The sequence below is a fragment of the Gordonia sp. NPDC003425 genome (assembly GCF_053588635.1).
In genome coordinates this window covers 115,281-132,533 of sequence record NZ_JBSFQI010000002.1, presented here as the reverse complement: position 1 = coordinate 132,533, position 17,253 = coordinate 115,281, and the positions used below count along the sequence as shown (strand labels likewise).

The 17,253-nt window shown below is 66.9% G+C and carries 18 protein-coding genes; 15 read left to right on the top strand and 3 right to left on the bottom strand.

The features are described from left to right. Window positions 1-4: 4 nt before the first annotated feature. Window positions 5-586: a TetR/AcrR family transcriptional regulator gene (locus ACWDTD_RS03145; RefSeq protein WP_449745609.1), complete on the bottom strand. Its 582-nt coding sequence runs from the start codon at window positions 584-586 to the stop codon at window positions 5-7. 113 nt (window positions 587-699) lie between these two features. Here ACWDTD_RS03145 and ACWDTD_RS03140 point away from each other — a divergent pair, with 113 nt between their 5' ends. From ACWDTD_RS03140 to ACWDTD_RS03105, 8 genes are all read left to right on the top strand, one after another. Beyond that, window positions 700-1,314 carry a YceI family protein gene (locus ACWDTD_RS03140; protein WP_449745608.1) on the top strand — a complete coding sequence of 205 codons (615 nt, stop codon included), beginning with the start codon at window positions 700-702 and terminating at the stop codon, window positions 1,312-1,314. A gap of 173 nt (window positions 1,315-1,487) precedes the next feature. Continuing rightward, window positions 1,488-2,582: a hypothetical protein gene (locus ACWDTD_RS03135; RefSeq protein WP_449745607.1), complete on the top strand. Its 1,095-nt coding sequence runs from the start codon at window positions 1,488-1,490 to the stop codon at window positions 2,580-2,582. 114 nt (window positions 2,583-2,696) lie between these two features. Further along, window positions 2,697-4,205 carry a cell division protein PerM gene (locus ACWDTD_RS03130; protein ID WP_449745606.1) on the top strand — a complete coding sequence of 503 codons (1,509 nt, stop codon included), beginning with the start codon at window positions 2,697-2,699 and terminating at the stop codon, window positions 4,203-4,205. 133 nt (window positions 4,206-4,338) lie between these two features. Further along, the gene (purN, locus tag ACWDTD_RS03125) at window positions 4,339-4,920 is read left to right on the top strand and encodes a phosphoribosylglycinamide formyltransferase (protein ID WP_449745920.1); all 582 of its coding nucleotides are present in this window, start codon (window positions 4,339-4,341) and stop codon (window positions 4,918-4,920) included. Next, window positions 4,917-6,497, top strand: a complete 1,581-nt coding sequence (gene purH / locus ACWDTD_RS03120; protein WP_449745605.1) for a bifunctional phosphoribosylaminoimidazolecarboxamide formyltransferase/IMP cyclohydrolase — start codon at window positions 4,917-4,919, stop codon at window positions 6,495-6,497. The genes purN and purH overlap by 4 nt, the downstream gene beginning before the upstream one ends. Before the next feature lie 180 nt (window positions 6,498-6,677). After that, window positions 6,678-7,421 (top strand): sulfite exporter TauE/SafE family protein, encoded by a 744-nt coding sequence (locus ACWDTD_RS03115; RefSeq protein ID WP_449745604.1) that lies wholly within the window; start codon window positions 6,678-6,680, stop codon window positions 7,419-7,421. Window positions 7,422-7,445: 24 nt separating this feature from the next. Continuing rightward, entirely contained in the window at window positions 7,446-7,754 is a 309-nt protein-coding gene (locus ACWDTD_RS03110; RefSeq protein WP_449745603.1) for a hypothetical protein, read from the top strand. A 252-nt stretch (window positions 7,755-8,006) separates the two neighbouring features. Further along, window positions 8,007-8,912: a TauD/TfdA dioxygenase family protein gene (locus ACWDTD_RS03105; protein WP_449745602.1), complete on the top strand. Its 906-nt coding sequence runs from the start codon at window positions 8,007-8,009 to the stop codon at window positions 8,910-8,912. Window positions 8,913-9,020: 108 nt separating this feature from the next. Here the strand turns inward: ACWDTD_RS03105 and ACWDTD_RS03100 are convergent, their stop codons facing one another. Then, window positions 9,021-9,584: a hypothetical protein gene (locus ACWDTD_RS03100; RefSeq protein ID WP_449745601.1), complete on the bottom strand. Its 564-nt coding sequence runs from the start codon at window positions 9,582-9,584 to the stop codon at window positions 9,021-9,023. Between the two features lie 237 nt (window positions 9,585-9,821). On the opposite strand from ACWDTD_RS03100, the gene ACWDTD_RS03095 reads away from it, so the two are divergent. The 6 genes from ACWDTD_RS03095 (at window position 9,822) to ACWDTD_RS03070 (ending at window position 15,610) form a co-directional block, all read left to right on the top strand. Further along, on the top strand, window positions 9,822-10,196 hold the full coding sequence (locus tag ACWDTD_RS03095; protein WP_449745600.1) for an ArsR/SmtB family transcription factor: 375 nt from the start codon (window positions 9,822-9,824) through the stop codon (window positions 10,194-10,196). After that, window positions 10,193-10,747 carry an SRPBCC domain-containing protein gene (locus tag ACWDTD_RS03090; protein WP_449745599.1) on the top strand — a complete coding sequence of 185 codons (555 nt, stop codon included), beginning with the start codon at window positions 10,193-10,195 and terminating at the stop codon, window positions 10,745-10,747. Before ACWDTD_RS03095 ends, ACWDTD_RS03090 begins: the two co-directional genes overlap by 4 nt. After that, the gene (locus ACWDTD_RS03085) at window positions 10,744-11,367 is read left to right on the top strand and encodes a maleylpyruvate isomerase N-terminal domain-containing protein (protein ID WP_449745598.1); all 624 of its coding nucleotides are present in this window, start codon (window positions 10,744-10,746) and stop codon (window positions 11,365-11,367) included. Before ACWDTD_RS03090 ends, ACWDTD_RS03085 begins: the two co-directional genes overlap by 4 nt. Then, window positions 11,319-12,842 (top strand): sigma 54-interacting transcriptional regulator, encoded by a 1,524-nt coding sequence (locus tag ACWDTD_RS03080; protein ID WP_449745597.1) that lies wholly within the window; start codon window positions 11,319-11,321, stop codon window positions 12,840-12,842. The genes ACWDTD_RS03085 and ACWDTD_RS03080 overlap by 49 nt, the downstream gene beginning before the upstream one ends. A 35-nt stretch (window positions 12,843-12,877) precedes the next feature. Continuing rightward, window positions 12,878-14,878: a vWA domain-containing protein gene (locus tag ACWDTD_RS03075; protein WP_449745596.1), complete on the top strand. Its 2,001-nt coding sequence runs from the start codon at window positions 12,878-12,880 to the stop codon at window positions 14,876-14,878. A gap of 84 nt (window positions 14,879-14,962) precedes the next feature. Further along, a complete protein-coding gene (locus tag ACWDTD_RS03070) occupies window positions 14,963-15,610 on the top strand; it encodes a DUF1707 SHOCT-like domain-containing protein (protein ID WP_449745595.1) in 648 nt (215 codons plus the stop codon). 30 nt (window positions 15,611-15,640) lie between these two features. On the opposite strand, the gene ACWDTD_RS03065 is transcribed toward ACWDTD_RS03070, so the two are convergent. Further along, window positions 15,641-16,579: an AEC family transporter gene (locus tag ACWDTD_RS03065; RefSeq protein ID WP_449745594.1), complete on the bottom strand. Its 939-nt coding sequence runs from the start codon at window positions 16,577-16,579 to the stop codon at window positions 15,641-15,643. Between the two features lie 54 nt (window positions 16,580-16,633). On the opposite strand from ACWDTD_RS03065, the gene ACWDTD_RS03060 reads away from it, so the two are divergent. Beyond that, a complete protein-coding gene (locus tag ACWDTD_RS03060; protein ID WP_449745593.1) occupies window positions 16,634-17,245 on the top strand; it encodes a DUF4190 domain-containing protein in 612 nt (203 codons plus the stop codon). Window positions 17,246-17,253 lie beyond the last annotated feature (8 nt).

Below are 17,253 nucleotides of genomic sequence, written 5' to 3'. Positions count from 1 at the left end.
GGATTCACCCTGCATCAAAGGCCCGTACCGACGGCCAGATCAGCGCCAAAGCGCCATGCGCGCTGGCGATGTCGATCGCGGCGTGATCGATGAGCAGGCGCACCCACAGCGGACCGTAGATCGCGTCGAGCACGAGATCGAGGTCGATGTCGCTGCGGACCTGCCCCGTCGCGATCCCGTGACGTAGGCACCGTCGCGACAGTGTGCGACGCGGTTCCCAGAATCGCGTGACGAAGTCTGCGGCTGCGTGCTGGTCGCGCTGGGCATCTCCGACGATTCCCTTGATCATGCGTCCGCTCGGCGAGGCGAACATCTCGGCGACCATCTCGAGGTGACTGTCGAGGTCGGCGTAGGTGTCACCGGTGTCGGGGAAGGGCGTCGCGTCGAGGGTTGCGCGGAGCAACGCGTCGATCGCCAGCGCACCTCGCGAGGGCCACCACCGGTAAATGGTCTGTTTGCCGACTCCGGCGTGGCCCGCGATTTCGTCCATGCTCACCGACAAGCGACCCTCTGCGGACATCAATGTGAACGCCGCGTCGAGGATTCGACTCGCCGCTACCGGGTCCCGTGTGCGTCCCCGTCCCATGGCTCAGACCCTACCGAATAACGAGACTCGGAGTCTTGCGTTCGTTAAACGAGACTATTAGTCTTGTTTATGTGGCAGGTAGCCGCATCACTCTCCAGATATAAGGAGTTCCCATGTCCGTTTCGGTGCCGTCCATGTCGATGCCCTCGATGCCGTTGGCGACCGGCACGTGGGTTGTCGACAAGACTCACAGTGCAGTGCGCTTCTCGGTTCGCCACCTCGGGATCTCGAAAGTGCGAGGTAGGTTCACCCGATTCGACGCGACGGCGGTGGTCGGGACGAGCCTTGCCGACACCCGGATGACCGCGGTTGTCGAGATGGCGAGCGTGAACACCGACAATGCCATGCGTGACCAGCACCTTCGTGGCCCTGATTTCTTCGATGTCGAACAAGAACCGGTGATGACCTTCGAGTCGACGTCGATCTCGGCACGCGACGACGACGGATACGACATGGCCGGTGCGCTCACGATCAACGGGGTGACCCGGGAGGAGGTGCTGGTCGTCGAGGCGCTCGGCGTCGAGACGTTCCCCGGCGACGGATCGACCCACGCGGGATTCAGCGCGCGCGGATCGATCTCGCGAGCCGACTACGGGATCGAATTCAATGTCCCGATGTCCGCAGGCGGGGTGGTCATCGGTGATCGGGTCGACATCGAACTCGACGTCCAGTTGATGCCCTCCGGCCAGGCCGACGCGTACCACGCCGCGTTCGCGCCCGCAGAGTAACGCACGGTTCGCCCGGGGTCACTGCCGTCGATCGGGCGAACGGTCGGCACCCGGGGCGGATTGACGCACCCGGTAGGACGTGTGGTCGCGTGTACTAGCGTGGGCGAAGAGTTGCCGGGCTGCCCGAACGGGGGTGGGCGCGGTTCCGACGTTCACGCAGGAGAAGGTGATCTATGACCTACCAATCGGGAGGACCTGGCTACGGTCCGCAGCCGGGATCAGGGCAGGGCTACGGGCCCCCGCAAGGGGGATACCCGCAGGCCGGTCCCCAGGGCTATGACCCCGCGGCGTACCCGCAGTCCTATCCTCAGCAGCAGCAGCCCTCTTATGGTCAGCAGCCCGCGCAGGGCAATGAACAACCCTACGGACAGGGTTACGGCCAGTACGGGTACGGGCAGCAGCCGGGTCAGTCCGGCTACGGCCAGTACGGCTACGGCCAATACGGCTACGGAGCGCCCCAGAAACCGGCCGGCCAGGGACTGCCGTCGAACATCGGCTTCATCCTCGCGATCGCGGTGGCCGCGGTGTGTGCGCTCAACGTGCTCCTCGGATTCTGGAAGCACAGCTACTTCCTCGGAACCGGGGTGACGTTGGCGACGCTCGCCTTGCTGACGCTGGCACCAAAGCTCTCCGACAAGGTGCTCGTGCCGGTGTTGACCGCTTTCGCGGCGGGCGTGACCGTCGACAAGATCGACGACGTCATCCGGACGGCGACCTCCGACTCGGCCGAGTACCTGCCGTCGGAGTATCAGGTGGGTGTCATCGGCTACTTGCAACTGGTGCTGTGCCTGATCATCACCGCGATTGCGGTGTTCTGGCTGCTGGTGGTCCTCGGGGTGTTCAAGGTCGCGCCCGCCGCGGGCGCCGCCACCGAGTCGGCCCCAGGGGTTGACGTCCCCCAGGCCGCCGCCCAGTCCGCAGTGGCCCAGCCCGGTGCCACCGAGTCGGCACAGTCGTATGCGCAGGCCCCCGCACCCGGATACGGCGACGCACAGTCAGGCGCACAGCAGCCGAGCTACGACCCCTCGGCCTATGCCGGCTACGGCCAGCAGGGTTACGGGTACACCCCGGGAGCCTCGGCGACCCCGTCCGGACCCTCCTCGTCGGCGTCCACCGCATCGGCATCGACGTCGTCGGACGCGACATCGGGCGCGCAACCCGCCGAGGCGCCGTCGAACCCCGCTTACGGCGGCACGGCCGGAGAGGGTGCACACACCGAGCACACGACCACGGTGTTCCAGAAGCCGGGCCAGCACGGCAACGGCTGACAGCCTGTCGTTGAGCTGACCGAGCGCCCCGTCGACCCCGAGTCGGCGGGGCGCTCGGCGTTCGCCCGGCGCGTCTACGGGGCAACTCGCGTCACACGTGTCACGCTCGTAACGATGCCCTCCCTGAGATCAGCTTCTGCCGACAATCTCGCGGCGCGCCTGCGACAGGTGCGCCGGCATTCGCGACTGCAGCGCGCCAACGCCGACGGCACCGCGCGTGAATTGATCCTGGTTGCCTTCGGGGTACCGGTGATCACTCTTGGCGTGCTGCTTGTGGGACTGCTGGCGGTGTTGCTCCTCGCCGGAAGTGCGCTGTCGGGGATTGCGGGCGCGCTGGCGACCTGCTGGCTGGCCGTCCACCAGGTACCGGTCACCATCAGCGGCGTCACCATCGGCGTGCTGCCCCTGTTACCCACCCTGCTCATCGCCGCGGGGACCGCGGTTTCGGCCGCATCGGTTGCGCGACGCGGCCGTGCCGCTACCGAGGTGACCGCCGTCGCGTGCGCGGCGGTCGGCGGTCCGTTGCTGATCACGGCCATGTCACTGGCCGTGGTGATGGACGGGTCGTCGGACCTGCAGGTGCAGAGCCCCAACGCGTTGCTGGCGTTCGGTTGCACCCTGGCCGTGCACGGCGTGGCCGCTGCCCTCGGTATCGGCTGGGCACGGCGCCGCGACCTCCAGTCGCGGCTGGCTCTCACCGCTGCGGATCGACGCGGTGTCCGCTACGGCGTCGTCGCCGCGCTGGCGTTGCTGGCCGCGGGTGGCGCGGTGGTGGTGATCCGACTCGTCATGCGCTGGCACCTGGTGGGCCAACTGATCGCCGGCGGATACGACTTCGACGGATTCCTCGGCCTGACCGGACTGTCGGTGTTGTATCTGCCCAACGCGATCGTCGGTGCGGCCGCGGTGCTGGTCGGCGCCCACGTCCACGTCGGATCGGCATCGGTCGCCTTGACCGGGGTCCACGGTGGCGCGGTTCCGCCACTGCCGGTGCTGGCCGTGTTGCCGGGCGGGGACGTGGGGACCTGGGGAATCGTCGGATTCGTGGTGCCCGCCGCGATTGCCGCATTCGTCGGCTGGCGCTGCCGTTCGGCCGACCCCGTCGCGCACGCACGCGCGGTGGGGGTCGCGGCCGGTGTGGCCGCCACGGTGATGGTGGTGCTCGGCTTGTCGCTGGGTGGCGCCCTCGGTGAATTCGGTTCGGCGGGTGTCGATGTGGCCGCCATGGGCGTGTTCACCTTCGGCTGGATCGCGGTGGTCGGGCTGCTCGTCGTGCTGATCTACGGGTACCTGCCGTCCACCCGCAGCGCCCGCCGCGACGGCCACGGCGTCGTCGACCTCGAGCCCGACCTCGACGACTGGTTCGACGACCGCGGATACGACGACGACTACGTTGACGACGGGCCGGTGGTCGTCGACGAGGGCCTGGCCGTCCACTACGAGGAGGACGCGTACGAGGACGACGAGGACGACGCGTACGACGAGGACGAATATTCGTCGGACGTCGGCGAGGACCCGGCAGGGCCGGATGAGGCCCATGACGACGATCGTGGGGACGAGCACGCCGCCGACGACGGCGGGGACGGGCAGCACGACCCCGCCCACCACGAACTCAAGGTTTGAACGCCGCGTCACCGACCCGCCGATCGTCGGTGGCTCGATCACAGGCCGATGACACCGATCATCTAGGCTCGCAAGTGTGAATGCAGATCCCGGCCGTGCGAGTACGTCCCCGCAGCCGGGCCGGATCGTCGTCATGGCGTCGGGTACGGGCACCCTGCTCGAATCGATCATCGACCGGGCGACGGCGCCCGACGCCCCGTTCGAGGTGGCGGCCGTGGTCGTCGACCGCGACTGTCGCGCCGCCGACATCGCCGCGCGACACCACATCCCACTCATCGAATGCCGGTTGTCGGCGTTCGCCGATCGCGCCGAGTGGGATGCGCATCTGGCCGAGACGGTCGGCGAGGTGAACCCCGACGTGGTGGTCACCGCGGGATTCATGAAGATCCTCGGACCCGGGTTTCTGTCCCGATTCGGCGGACGGATCGTGAATTCACATCCCGCGCTGCTGCCCTCGTTCCCCGGCGCACACGGTGTCGCCGACGCACTCGCCCACGGGGTCAAGGTCACCGGTGCGACGGTGCACCTGGTGGACGCGGGTGTGGACACCGGGCCGATCCTGGCGCAGGCGCCGGTGGTGATCTCGCCGGGTGACACCGAGGATTCCCTGCACGAACGCATCAAATCGGTGGAGCGCATCCTGCTCCCCGACGTGGTGGCGAAGGTCGTCACCCGAGGAGTTGTCATCGACGGACGAAAGGCCCACATTCCGTGAACGCAGCCAGCCCCGCTGACGCCAGTCGCCGACCGATCCGCCGGGCCCTGGTGAGCGTCTACGACAAGACCGATCTCACCGATCTCGCGACGGCCTTGCACGACGCCGGAGTGGAATTGGTGTCCACCGGTTCCACCGCGAAAACCATTGCCGCTGCCGGTGTTCCGGTCTCCGAGGTGTCCGAGCTCACCGGATTCCCGGAATGTCTCGACGGGCGGGTCAAGACGCTGCACCCCAAGGTGCATGCGGGCATCCTCGCCGACCTCCGAAAGCAGTCGCACGTCGACCAGCTCGCCGATCTCGGTGTGGCCGCCTTCGATCTCGTCGTGGTGAACCTCTATCCGTTCACCGAGACCGTGGCGTCCGGGGCATCCGACGACGAGTGCATCGAACAGATCGACATCGGCGGTCCGTCGATGGTGCGTGGCGCGGCCAAGAATCATCCGAGCGTCGCGGTGGTCGTCGACCCGATGGACTACGAAAAGGTCGCCGACGCCGTCGCCGCCGGCGGCTTCACGCTTGCGCAGCGACAGCAATTGGCCGCCAAGGCCTTCCGCCACACTGCCGACTACGACGTGGCCGTCGCATCGTGGATGTCGGCGACCATTGCGCCCGCCCCTGACGGATCGGAGTTCGCGGAATGGTCGGGTGCCACGTGGGAGCGGTCGGCTGTGCTGCGCTACGGCGAGAACCCCCATCAGGCGGCAGCGCTGTATCTGTCCACGTCGAATCCCTCCGGCCTGGCGTCGGCAGAACAGTTGCACGGCAAGGAGATGAGCTACAACAACTACACCGACTCCGATGCCGCCTGGCGCAGCGCGCACGACTTCGACGTGCCCGCCGTGGCGATCATCAAGCACGCCAACCCCTGTGGCATCGCGGTGGGTGCCGACATCGGGGAGGCGCATCGCAAGGCACATGCGTGCGACCCGGTCAGCGCCTACGGCGGGGTGATCGCGGCGAACCGTGAGATCACCGTCGAGATGGCCGAGCAGGTGGCCGAGATCTTCACCGAGGTGATCATCGCGCCGGGATTCGCCGACGGTGCGTTGTCGGTGTTGCAGCGCAAGAAGAACATTCGGATTCTGCGGGCAGTGCCCCCGGTACGCGGTGGCGTGGAAACCCGGCCGATCTCCGGTGGACTGCTCATGCAGGACCGCGACATCCTCGACGCGGCGGGTGACGATCCCGGCAACTGGAGCCTGGCGACCGGCGCGCCGGCCGATCCGGACACCCTCGCCGACCTCGAATTCGCTTGGCGCGCTTGCCGGTCGGTGAAGTCGAATGCGATCCTGCTCGCCAAGGACGGTGCCTCGGTGGGAGTGGGCATGGGACAGGTGAACCGGGTGGACTCCGCGCATCTCGCGGTGACCCGCGCGGGGGAGCGGTCGGTGGGTAGCGTCGGCGCCTCCGACGCGTTCTTCCCGTTCCCCGACGGACTCCAGGTACTGATCGCCGGTGGCGTGAGCGCCGTGGTGCAGCCCGGTGGCTCGATCCGCGACAACGAGGTGATCGAAGCAGCATCCGAGGCCGGGATCACCCTGTACCTCACCGGTGCACGCCATTTCGCGCACTGACCCGTCGAGCGTGCCCACATCCGAGTCGAGCGTGCCCACATTCGCGTCGAGCGTGCCCATAACCCGGTCGAGCGTGCCCAGAACCCGGTCGAGCGTGCCCACATTCCCGTCGAGCGTGCCCAGAACCCGGTCGAGCGTGCCCACATTCCCGTCGACCGTGCCCATTGCCGAGGCCGGACGGTGAGTGTCCTCGACTTCGGGCTTCTCATGCTGGCGGGTTTCGGTGCCGGCCTCGTGGGATACATCACCGGTTTGGCGTCGGTGGTCAGTTATCCGGCGCTGCTGGCGGTGGGACTGAGTCCCATCGCGGCGAACGTGACCAATACCGTCGCCCTGGTGTCAGTGGGCGTCGGCAGTCTCGCACAGTCGGGAAAAGTGCTTCTCGACGGTGACCGTAGGCCGCTGCTGGCCGGTGTGGTGGCATCCCTGATCGGCGGGACTATCGGTGCGGTGATCCTGCTCCTTTCTCCACCGGATTCGTTCAAGGTGATCGTGCCCTACCTCGTGGGCTTCGCCGCCATCGCACTGCTGATCCAGCCCACGCTGCGACGACTCGCTGCCCACCACACCGACCGACCGTGGATATGGCTTCTGGGACTCACCCTTATCTCGGTGTACGGCGGTTACTTCGGTGCCGGAGCTGGGATCGTGCTGCTGGCATTGACGCTGATCGTGACAAGCGAACCGCTGTGGCGCGCGACATTGTTGAAATCACTGTTCCTGGGCGTCGCCAATCTCGTTGCCGCACTGGGCTTCATGATCTTCGGTCCGGTGCATTGGGGAGCCGCGCTCGCGATGGCCATCGGATGCCTGGTGGGCGGCTGGTGCGGACCGCCGGTGGTTCGACGGCTGCCGCCGGGTCCGCTACGCATCGTGGTGGGCATCGGCGGCCTGGGTCTGGCGGTGTGGCTCGCCCTGAGCTGACTGGCTCCGGTTGTTGCCTCGGTTGTGAGCACACTCGACTGGGATCTGGGCACGCTCGACCCGGAAACGGGCACGCTCGACCGGGAAACGGGCACGCTCGGCCGGGATCTGGGCACGGTCGACCCGGAAACGGGCACGCTCGACCCGGAAACGGGCACGCTCGGCCGGGATCTGGGCACGCTCGGCCGGGATCTGGGCACGCTCGACCGGGAAACGGGCACGCTCGACCCGGAAACGGGCACGCTCGACGGGGATCTGGGCACGCTCGTGTTTTTCTCTCCGTGCGGACAACCCTGTCGGAGGCGCGCAACGGTGAGTACACAGGGTGCGTGACCGTATTTAAACCTGATCCGACCGGCGTGCCGTGCGTCGTCGTCGCGCCCGTCGCCGCTGGTCGTGCGACCATGGCAGGACTCCCGGTCGATCGGTGCGGATCCCGGCCCGCCCACCATCGGGAAGGCCCTCGCATGAACCACCGCCCTTGCGACGATCATCGGATGAACTGGTCGGACGGTACCCATCACGGGTCGCCGCCGCGCGCTCTCGGACGCCACCATCACCACAACCATCCGAGAGGGACCATCCATGACACTTTCACTCGACAAGTCACAGCAGCAGGTCACTGACACCGCAATTGTCGGCTCCGGCGTCGAACTCGACATCGACGAGTTCGGTCCGCGCTTCGGCGCGGAGATCCGAGGCCTCGACGTCGCCGACGCCTCCGACGACCAGATCCGCGCGATCCGTCGGGCACTCATCGACTACAAGGTGATCGTCTTGCGCGATCAGCGCCTCGACGACGCGGCGCACATCGAGTTCGGCAACCGAATCGGGGACCTCACGGTGGGCCATCCCGTCTGGAACAGCGGTGACGTTCCCGATGAGGTGTACTCGCTCGACAGCTCCAACGACGGATTCGCCGACGTCTGGCACACCGACGTCACGTTCATGCCGCGCCCACCGCTCGGGTCGATCCTGCGGCCGGTGGTGTTGCCCCGCAACGGCGGAGACACCAACTGGGCCGACGCCGAACTGGCCTACGAGTCGCTGTCGGCGCCGGTGCAGCGGCTGGTAGACCAGTTGACCGCGGTTCACGACGGCAACCGCGCGTTCGGCTACTACCTCGAACAGCAGCGCGGCGGACACGGAAACGTCTGGGACGGAAAAGAAGTCACCCGGCTGGTGCCGGTGAGCCATCCCGTCGTGCGAATCCACCCCGAGACCGGCCGCAAGGCTGTGTTCGTCAATCCCGGTTTCACCTCGCACATCGAGGGAGTATCGGAGGCCGAGAGCCGCCATCTGCTCGACCTGCTCTACGCGCACCTCACCAAGCCCGAGCACATCGTGCGGCATCGCTGGCGCCTCGGCGACCTGGTGCTGTGGGACAACAGGAACACGGTGCACTATGCCAACCGGGATTACGGCGACGCCCGCCGGGTGATGCACCGGATCACGCTGCGCGGGGACGAACCGGTGGGGCCGACTGCCTGACCGCGAAAAGGCGCCTCCCAGCCTCTGAAAAGCGCCCCGGAGCAGGCAGTCGTTGACGATGTGGCAACGCACCGCGCTCGGGGCGCTCTTCAGTAGCGTGCGAGCCTCCTAGCTCGACCCGAGGTTGGGCGGCACCCAGGCGAGGGTGTACGAGACGAGTTCGCGCTGCACATTTCTCGGGTCAGTGGGTTGAACATTGCAGACGGTGATGACGAGGTAGACACCGCTTGCGACGTCATCGAACTGTCCGGTCACCATGCCATTGCGGGCATACTGCAGCGGATGAATCCCGGCGACCGCTCCGCTTTCGGTGATCCGCCGGACCAACTCGACGTAGTTGATGCTGTCGGCGCTCAGAGAATTGAGCAGCACAGGCAGGGCGGCCCCGCCCGCCTTCAAGAAGTCGGCCGCAACGGTATTGCAGAAGCCTTGAACGGCGGGAATTAATGGTGGCCGCGCGGCTACGAGCGGCGGCACGTTGGTGATCGTGTAGTGAATGTCGTTTCCGCTCACGACCGTCGTGAGGTGAACACCTTCCGGGTCCGAACTGCCCGCCGATCCCGAGCTGCTACCTGCCACCTCGGTCGGTCCCGCTGCGGATGCCGTGGCCGGAATGGACACAAACGCAAAAATGCCGACGACAACAAGGATACTTACCCACCAACTCTTCATGATTCGTAGCCTAGGTCCGGAATATGTGATTTGCACCGAAATCCTGAATATGGAACATCACGCAAATCCGCCACGGCTGAACGACGACCCCTTTTCGGCGGACCTTTTCGTCAATTCCCGGCTGCGTTTTCCGTAGTCGCCCACTTGGAAAGCCCCGGACTTGTGGACAACCGAGTGGTTGACAACGTCGTCCGCCGGTGCGATTCTCGTATTCAACCAAGTGGTTGAGGGAGTGCAATGTCCGATCAGCTGTCCCGGGTGTTCGCCGCACTGTCCGACCCGACACGACGTGACATCGTCGCCCGCCTGACCAGTGCCGATGCCACTGTCAGTGAGTTGGCGGCACCCTACGACGTGAGCCTCCAAGCAGTGTCGAAGCACCTCAAGGTGCTCGAGGACGCCGGGTTGGTGAGCCGTAGCCGGGAGGCGCAGACCCGCCCGGTTCACCTTGAAGCAGAGGTTTTCGACCTGATGACCAAGTGGATCGAGCGATACCGCCGTCAGGCCGAGGCGCGATATACGCGCCTCGACGCCGTACTGGCCGATATGAACGACGACGCGGCGGTGCCGCGTCGACAAACCGAGACCAACCGAGGAGAAGAGGCATCGTGAACACCGTCGAGAAGACATTCGAGAAAGTCGCGGTGGAGGCCGACCCGACCGTCCCCATCATCCGCATCACCCGCGACTTCCGTGCCACCCCGGCACAATTGATGAAGGCACACACCGACCCCGACATCTTCGCCCGATGGGTGGGTCCCGACAGCCTCACCAACCGGGTGACGGCATGGGACGCCCGGAACGGAGGGGAATGGGCGTACACCGCATCGCGCGGATCCGGTGACGAGGCAGAGGAATTCCGCTTCCGGGGCTGCTTTCACACCGTCGGCGACGACGTCATCGTGCAGACCTTCACCTGGGAGGGCACGCCCGATCAGGTGGCGCTCGAGACCCTGCGGTTCACCGATCTCGGCGACGGCCGCACCCGCCTGGTTGCCGAATCCCTGTGCGACAGCTTCCAAGCACGCGACGGATGGCTTGCGTCGGGTATGGAGACGGGCCTCGACGAGGGCTACGACGCCCTCGACCGGCTCGTCGAATCCGGAGACGTCGAATCCGGAGACGTCGAATCCGGAGACGTCGAATCCGGTGACGCCCAATGAGCGCGGAGTCCACCGAGCGCTCGCGCGGATTGGCCGAACTCGATGCGGCCCAACGTCATCGGCTCATCAGTGCAGACTTCGCCGCCATCACCGGGCAGGTGACCGACTGGGACGCGCCGACGCCCGTGCCCGATTGGAGAGCCCGCGACGTGGTGACCCACCTCGTCGAATGGTCCACCGGCTTCTTCGCGGCCGGCGGGGTTCGGTTCGCACCCGCGCCAGACACCCACGACGACCCGACGGCGACGTGGGTTGCGCACGCCGCGGCCGTCGGGGCCCTGTACGACGAACCCGACATCACTTTTGCGCACCCGATGGTGGGAACCCGTCCGATCGGCGACGCGATCGACGCGTTCTACACCTCCGACGTATTCATGCACAGCTGGGATCTGGCGCGGTCGGCGGGCATCGACCCCGACCTCGACCCCGCGTTCGCCACGCGGCTGCGCGAGGGCATGGAGCCGATCGACGAGATCCTGCGATCGTCGGGCCAGTACGGTCCGGCGATGCCGGTGAGCGACGACGCCGATCCCGTGGACCGGCTGATGGCCTTCGTCGGCCGTGATCCTCGATGGGGTCACGCCCGCGTCGGGTCGGGAGATTCGCCCAGCCCGGACTAGTCCCGATTCGGAGTACCGTGGTCGGAGTGGCAGAGGACTTCACCACGCCGGCCCCGACCACCAGCGGCTCGGCGACCACCGAAACCCGACATCCTTCCCCGCGCACCCTCGGTGAGCTGCGGGCCAGCGGACACGTGCAGCGCTCCGTGCGCGACGAGATCCGGCACAACCTGCTGGGCGCGCTCCGCGAGGGCCGCGATCCGTGGCCGGGCATCGTCGGCTTCGAGGCGACGGTCATCCCGCAGCTCGAGCGGGCGCTGATCGCCGGCCACGACGTCGTGATGCTGGGCGAACGTGGCCAGGGCAAAACCCGCATCCTGCGGACACTGGTCGGTCTCCTCGACGAGTGGACCCCGGTGATCGCAGGCTCCGACCTCGGCGAACATCCCTACGAGCCGATCACTCCGGCGTCGATCCGCCGGGCGGCCGGCCTACTCGACGACCTGCCGATCGAGTGGCGTCACCGCAGCCAGCGCTACAGCGAGAAGCTCGCCACCCCCGACACGTCGGTGGCCGACCTCGTGGGTGACATCGACCCGATGAAGGTGGCCGAGGGCCGCAGCCTCGGCGACCCGGAGACCATCCACTTCGGCCTGATCCCGCGCGCCCACCGCGGCATCGTCGCCATCAACGAGCTGCCCGACCTGGCCGAACGCATCCAGGTGTCGATGCTCAACGTGATGGAGGAGCGCGACATCCAGGTGCGTGGCTACACGCTGCGGCTGCCGCTGGATGTGCTGGTGATGGCCAGCGCCAACCCGGAGGATTACACCAACCGCGGCCGCATCATCACCCCGCTCAAGGACCGTTTCGGCGCCGAGATCCGCACGCACTACCCGCTGGAACTCGACGACGAGATCTCGGTGATCGAGCAGGAAGCCGACCTCGTGGCCACGGTGCCGACGTTCATCACCGAGATCCTGGCGCGCTTCACGCGCTACGCCCGCGATCATCCGTCGATCGACCAGCGATCGGGTGTCTCGGCACGCTTCTCCATCGCCGGAGCCGAGACCGTGGCGGCCGCCGCGCTGCATCGTGCCACCGTCACCGGGGAGGACGTCGCGGTGGCCCGCGTCGTCGACCTGGAATCGGTGATCGAGGTGCTGCGCGGCAAGATCGAGTTCGAATCCGGCGAAGAGGGCCGCGAACTGGAGATTCTCGAGCACCTGCTGCGCAAATCGGTGGCCGACACGGTGCGCGCGCACTTCGGCGGCATCGACATGGCGCCGCTCGTGCACGCGCTGGAGAACGGCGAACCGGTGGTCACCGGCGACCGGGTGACCGCCGAGGACCTGCTCGCCTCGATCCCGGATCCCGACGTCACCGCGGCGGTGCTCGACGAGATCGCCGACCGACTCGACGCCGAGGTGGCCGGGGAACGTGCCAGCGCCGTGGAGTTGGCGTTGGAGGGGCTGTTCCTGGCCCGCCGCATCGGCAAGGAAGCCGACGACGACGGCCAGACCATCTACGGCTGAATCCCCCACGGGGAGCGGAAGGTGGGTGTGAACCCATGGTTGCCAAGAACTTTCACCGATCGCGGTACCAGCGGTACACCGGCGGGCCCGATCCGCTTGCACCGCCGGTGGATCTGCGTGAGGCGCTGAGCGAGATCGGCGACGACGTCATGGCAGGCGTCTCCCCGCAGCGGGCGTTGCGTGAATTCCTGCGCCGCGGCACGCAGGACATGCGCGGCCTGGACAAGCTACGCGAAGAGGTCAACCGTCGTCGTCAAGAGCTGCTCAAGCAACGCAACCTCGACGGGACGTTCAACGAGATCCGCGAACTCCTCGACAGCGCCGTCCTGGAGGAACGCAAACAGCTCGCCCGCGACCTCGACGACGAGGCCCGTTTCGCCGAGATGCGGATCGGCAGTCTGCCACCGTCGACCGCGCAAGCCGTCGAGGAACTGTCGGAGTACGACTGGCGCAGCCCCCAGGCGCGCGAGGACTACGAGAAGATCAAGGACCTCCTCGGACGCGAACTCCTCGACCAGCGTTTCGCCGGGATGAAGGAGGCGCTCGAGGGCGCCACCGAGGCCGATCGCCGGCAGGTGTCGGAGATGCTGACCGACCTCAATCAGCTTCTCGACGCCCACAATCGGGGTGAGGACACCACCGAGCAGTTCGACGACTTCATGCGCAAGCACGGCGACTTCTTCCCGGACAATCCGCGCAACACCGAAGAGCTCATCGACTCGCTGGCGCAGCGGGCCGCCGCGGCCCAACAGTTCTACAACTCGCTGACCCCCGAGCAACGCGCCGAACTCGATCAGCTCGCGCAGCAGGCGTTTGGTTCGCCCGAACTGATGAGTCAACTGGCACAGATGGATTCGTCACTGCACCAGGCACGTCCCGGCCTCGACTGGGACAACGCGCAATCGTTCTCCGGCGAGCAGCAGATGGGATTGGGGCAGGGTGCCGCCGCGCTGCACGACATCTCCGAACTCGAGGCCCTCTCCGAGCAACTGTCCCAGCAGTACGCGGGCGCCCAGATGGACGACATCGACCTCGAGGCGCTGGCCCGCCAGCTCGGGGAGCAGGCCGCCGTGGATGCCCGCACCCTCGCCGAACTCGAAAAGGCGTTGCGCGAAGAAGGATTCTTCGACCGCACCGCCGACGGCAACCTCCGCCTCAGTCCCAAGGCGATGCGCCAACTCGGACAGTCGATCTTCCGTGACGTCGCCGAACAGATGTCGGGCCGGCGCGGCGACCGGCAGACCCGTCGGTCCGGGCTGCTCGGCGAACCCACCGGTGCCACCCGCGAATGGGAATTCGGCGACACCGACCCGTGGGACGTCACCCGAACGGTGTCGAATGCGGTGTTGCGCACCATCTCCGAAAGTCCCGAACCCACCACCGCGTCGACGCGGATGGCCCGCGACGGGGTGGCCATCGACGTGCGCGACGTGGAGGTGGCCGAGACGGAGGCCCGTACCCAGGCGGCGGTGGTGCTGTTGGTGGACACCTCGTTCTCGATGGAGATGGAGGGTCGGTGGACGCCGATGAAGCGCACCGCGATTGCGCTGAATCACCTGATCTCCACCCGCTTTCGCAGTGACGAATTGGAACTGATCGCGTTCGGCCGTTACGCCCGCAGCATCGACATCGCCGAACTCACCGGACTGCAGCCGCGGATGGAACAGGGCACCAACCTGCACCACGCCCTGCTGCTCGCACAACGCCATCTGCGGCGCTACCCGAACGCGCAGCCGGTGGTGCTGGTGGTGACCGACGGTGAACCGACCGCCCACCTCGACCCGAGTGGTGAGCCGTTCTTCTTCTATCCGCCGCATCCGCAGACCATCGCGGTGACCGTCCGCGAACTCGATCACGTTTCCCGAATGGGCGCGCAGGTCACGTTCTTCCGGCTCGGGGAGGACCCGGGTCTCGCGCATTTCATGGACCAGATCGCCCGCCGCATCGGCGGACGGGTGGTGGCTCCCGATGTCGACGGACTGGGTGCGGCCGTGGTGGGCGACTACCTGAAATCGCGGCGCGGCCGACGACGCTGACTTCCGGTCACCACGAGAAATCAGGGATTCGTCAGGGTCGTTCCGGGTGGCCAGGACACCCGCGACGCCACTACCGTGGCTGAGGTGAGCCTGCCAGCGCAACGTCCCGAACCCGGACCCGACGACGAACGCCGGGCACGACTGCGTGCCGCCGACGTCGATCGCGAACTGGTGCACAGTATTTTGTCGGCGGCGATGTCCAGCGGCGCACTCTCGCCCACGGAGTACGAAGAGCGCGCACAGAAAGCAGTGAGCGCCAAGACATTCGGTGAACTCGACGAACTCACCGACGACCTCCCGGTGACTCAACTCGGCGTTCCGTTGCCCGCTGCGGGCGATCCCTACCCGGGAGCGGCAACCGCGCAGGTCAGTTCGGCGGCCGGGCGCGAACCCGTCCGTCACCGGCTCGCCATCATGTCGGGCTCCGAACTCAAGGGCCGCGCGGTGGTGGCCGAGCATCTGAGTGCCACCGCGATCATGGGGGGTGTCGAAATCGATCTGCGCGAGGTGGACTTCACCTCGGCGGATCTGACCATCCAGTGCGTCGCGGTGATGGGTGGCGTCGACATCACGGTGCCGCCCGACGTCGGAGTGGAGGTCGGCGGGCTCGCGATCATGGGCGGATTCGGCGGGAAGGCGGCCCACCCCGGCCGACCGGGTGGCGTGACCGTCCACGTCACCGGATTCGCCCTGATGGGTGGCGTGGACGTCAAGCGCAAGGAGCGTGACTGATCGACGGCGTCGTCGACACGTCATCGGGTCTCAGGCGAGCAGCCACGCGATCACGGCGATCACCGGAACCGAACCCAGCGTGGTGATCAGGGCGGTGTCGCGGGCGAGAATCTGGCCGCGCCGATAACGGGTGGCGTACACCATCACGTTCTGCGCGGTGGGCAGCGCAGCGATCACCACCTGCGCGAACAGGGTGTGACCGGACTCGCCGAAACCCCATCGTGCGATCGCGTAGACCAGCGCGGGCATCGCGATCAGTTTGAGTACCGACGCCGCCACCACCTCACGCCGCGGACTGTCGCCCTTCTTCATCACCGCCACCCCGGTCAGCGACAAACCGAACGCGAGCAGCGCCGCGGGCACCGACGCGCCGCCGAGCATTTTGAACGGCTCGAGGACCGCGGCGGGCGGATGCCAGCCGAGTGCGGAGAACACCACGCCGATCAGGCCGCCGATCACGATCGGGTTGGTCAGCGGCAGCACCACGGCGTCGCGGATCGCCGATCGTCCGGCGGTGCGATCCAACGCCGTCAGGTCCAGCGTGACCAGCGCCAGCGGTGAGTAGATCAGGATCTGAAAGAGCAGCAGCGGGGCGATGAACGAGGCGTCGTGCAGCACGAAGAGGGCAATCGGCAGACCGAGATTCACACTGTTGACATACGACGACGACAGCGCTCCGATGACGAGTTCGGGAATCGAGCGGCGGCGCAACAGCAGCCGTGCCACGCCGATATAGACGGCGCCGACGATCAGTGCCGAACCACCGGCGATCAGCAGCGTGGTGGAGAAGATGACCGACAGGTCGGCGGTGACGAGTGAATGAAAGAGCAGCGCCGGGGTACACACGAAGAACACCAGGCGGGAGAGCACTTCGTGGGCGTGTTCGCCCAGCGTATGGGTGCGGCCGAGCAGAAATCCGATTCCGACCATGATGAAGATGACCGTGAACCCGGAGACCACGCCTGACACCGGTCGAGTCTAGTCACTAGTCTGAAACGACATTTCGGACGGTGAGGGGACCGGGTGAACGACGACGGCAGGCGCGATCCGCGGGAAGACGGCGGTGTCGATCCGTACGGCGAGACCCAGTTCCGCCCACTTCCCGAGGCGCGGCCGGAGTACGACGCGCCGTTCACCCCGATCGGCTATCCACCCTACGAGGACCCGGCCGCGCAACCGCCGACCGATCCCGGACCCTATGTGGCGCCCGGCTCCCAGCCGTATTCACCCCAGCCGTATTCACCCCAGCTGTACCCGCCCCAGCCGTATCCGAACCAGCCGTATCCGAACCAGGGTCCGTACGGGGCCGTGCCTTACGTGCCCGGATATCCGGCACCAGGTCTTCCGTGGACCCCGCAGGCCCCGACCAGCACCAAGGCGATCATCTCCCTGGTCTGCGGCATCGTGTCCGTGGTGGGGTTGCTCACCTGCTGGGTGTCGGTGTTCGTGTCCCTGCCCACGGGCCTTGCCGCGGTCGTCCTCGGTGCCCTGGCACGGTCGGAGATCACGCGGTCGTCCGGTGGTCCGCGCGGGGAGGGCATGGCGCTGGCCGGTTTGATCACCGGAGTGGTCGGCATCATCGGGGCCATCGTCTACGCCGTGATCTTTTTCGTCCTCATCGCATCGAGCAATTGACCCGGTGG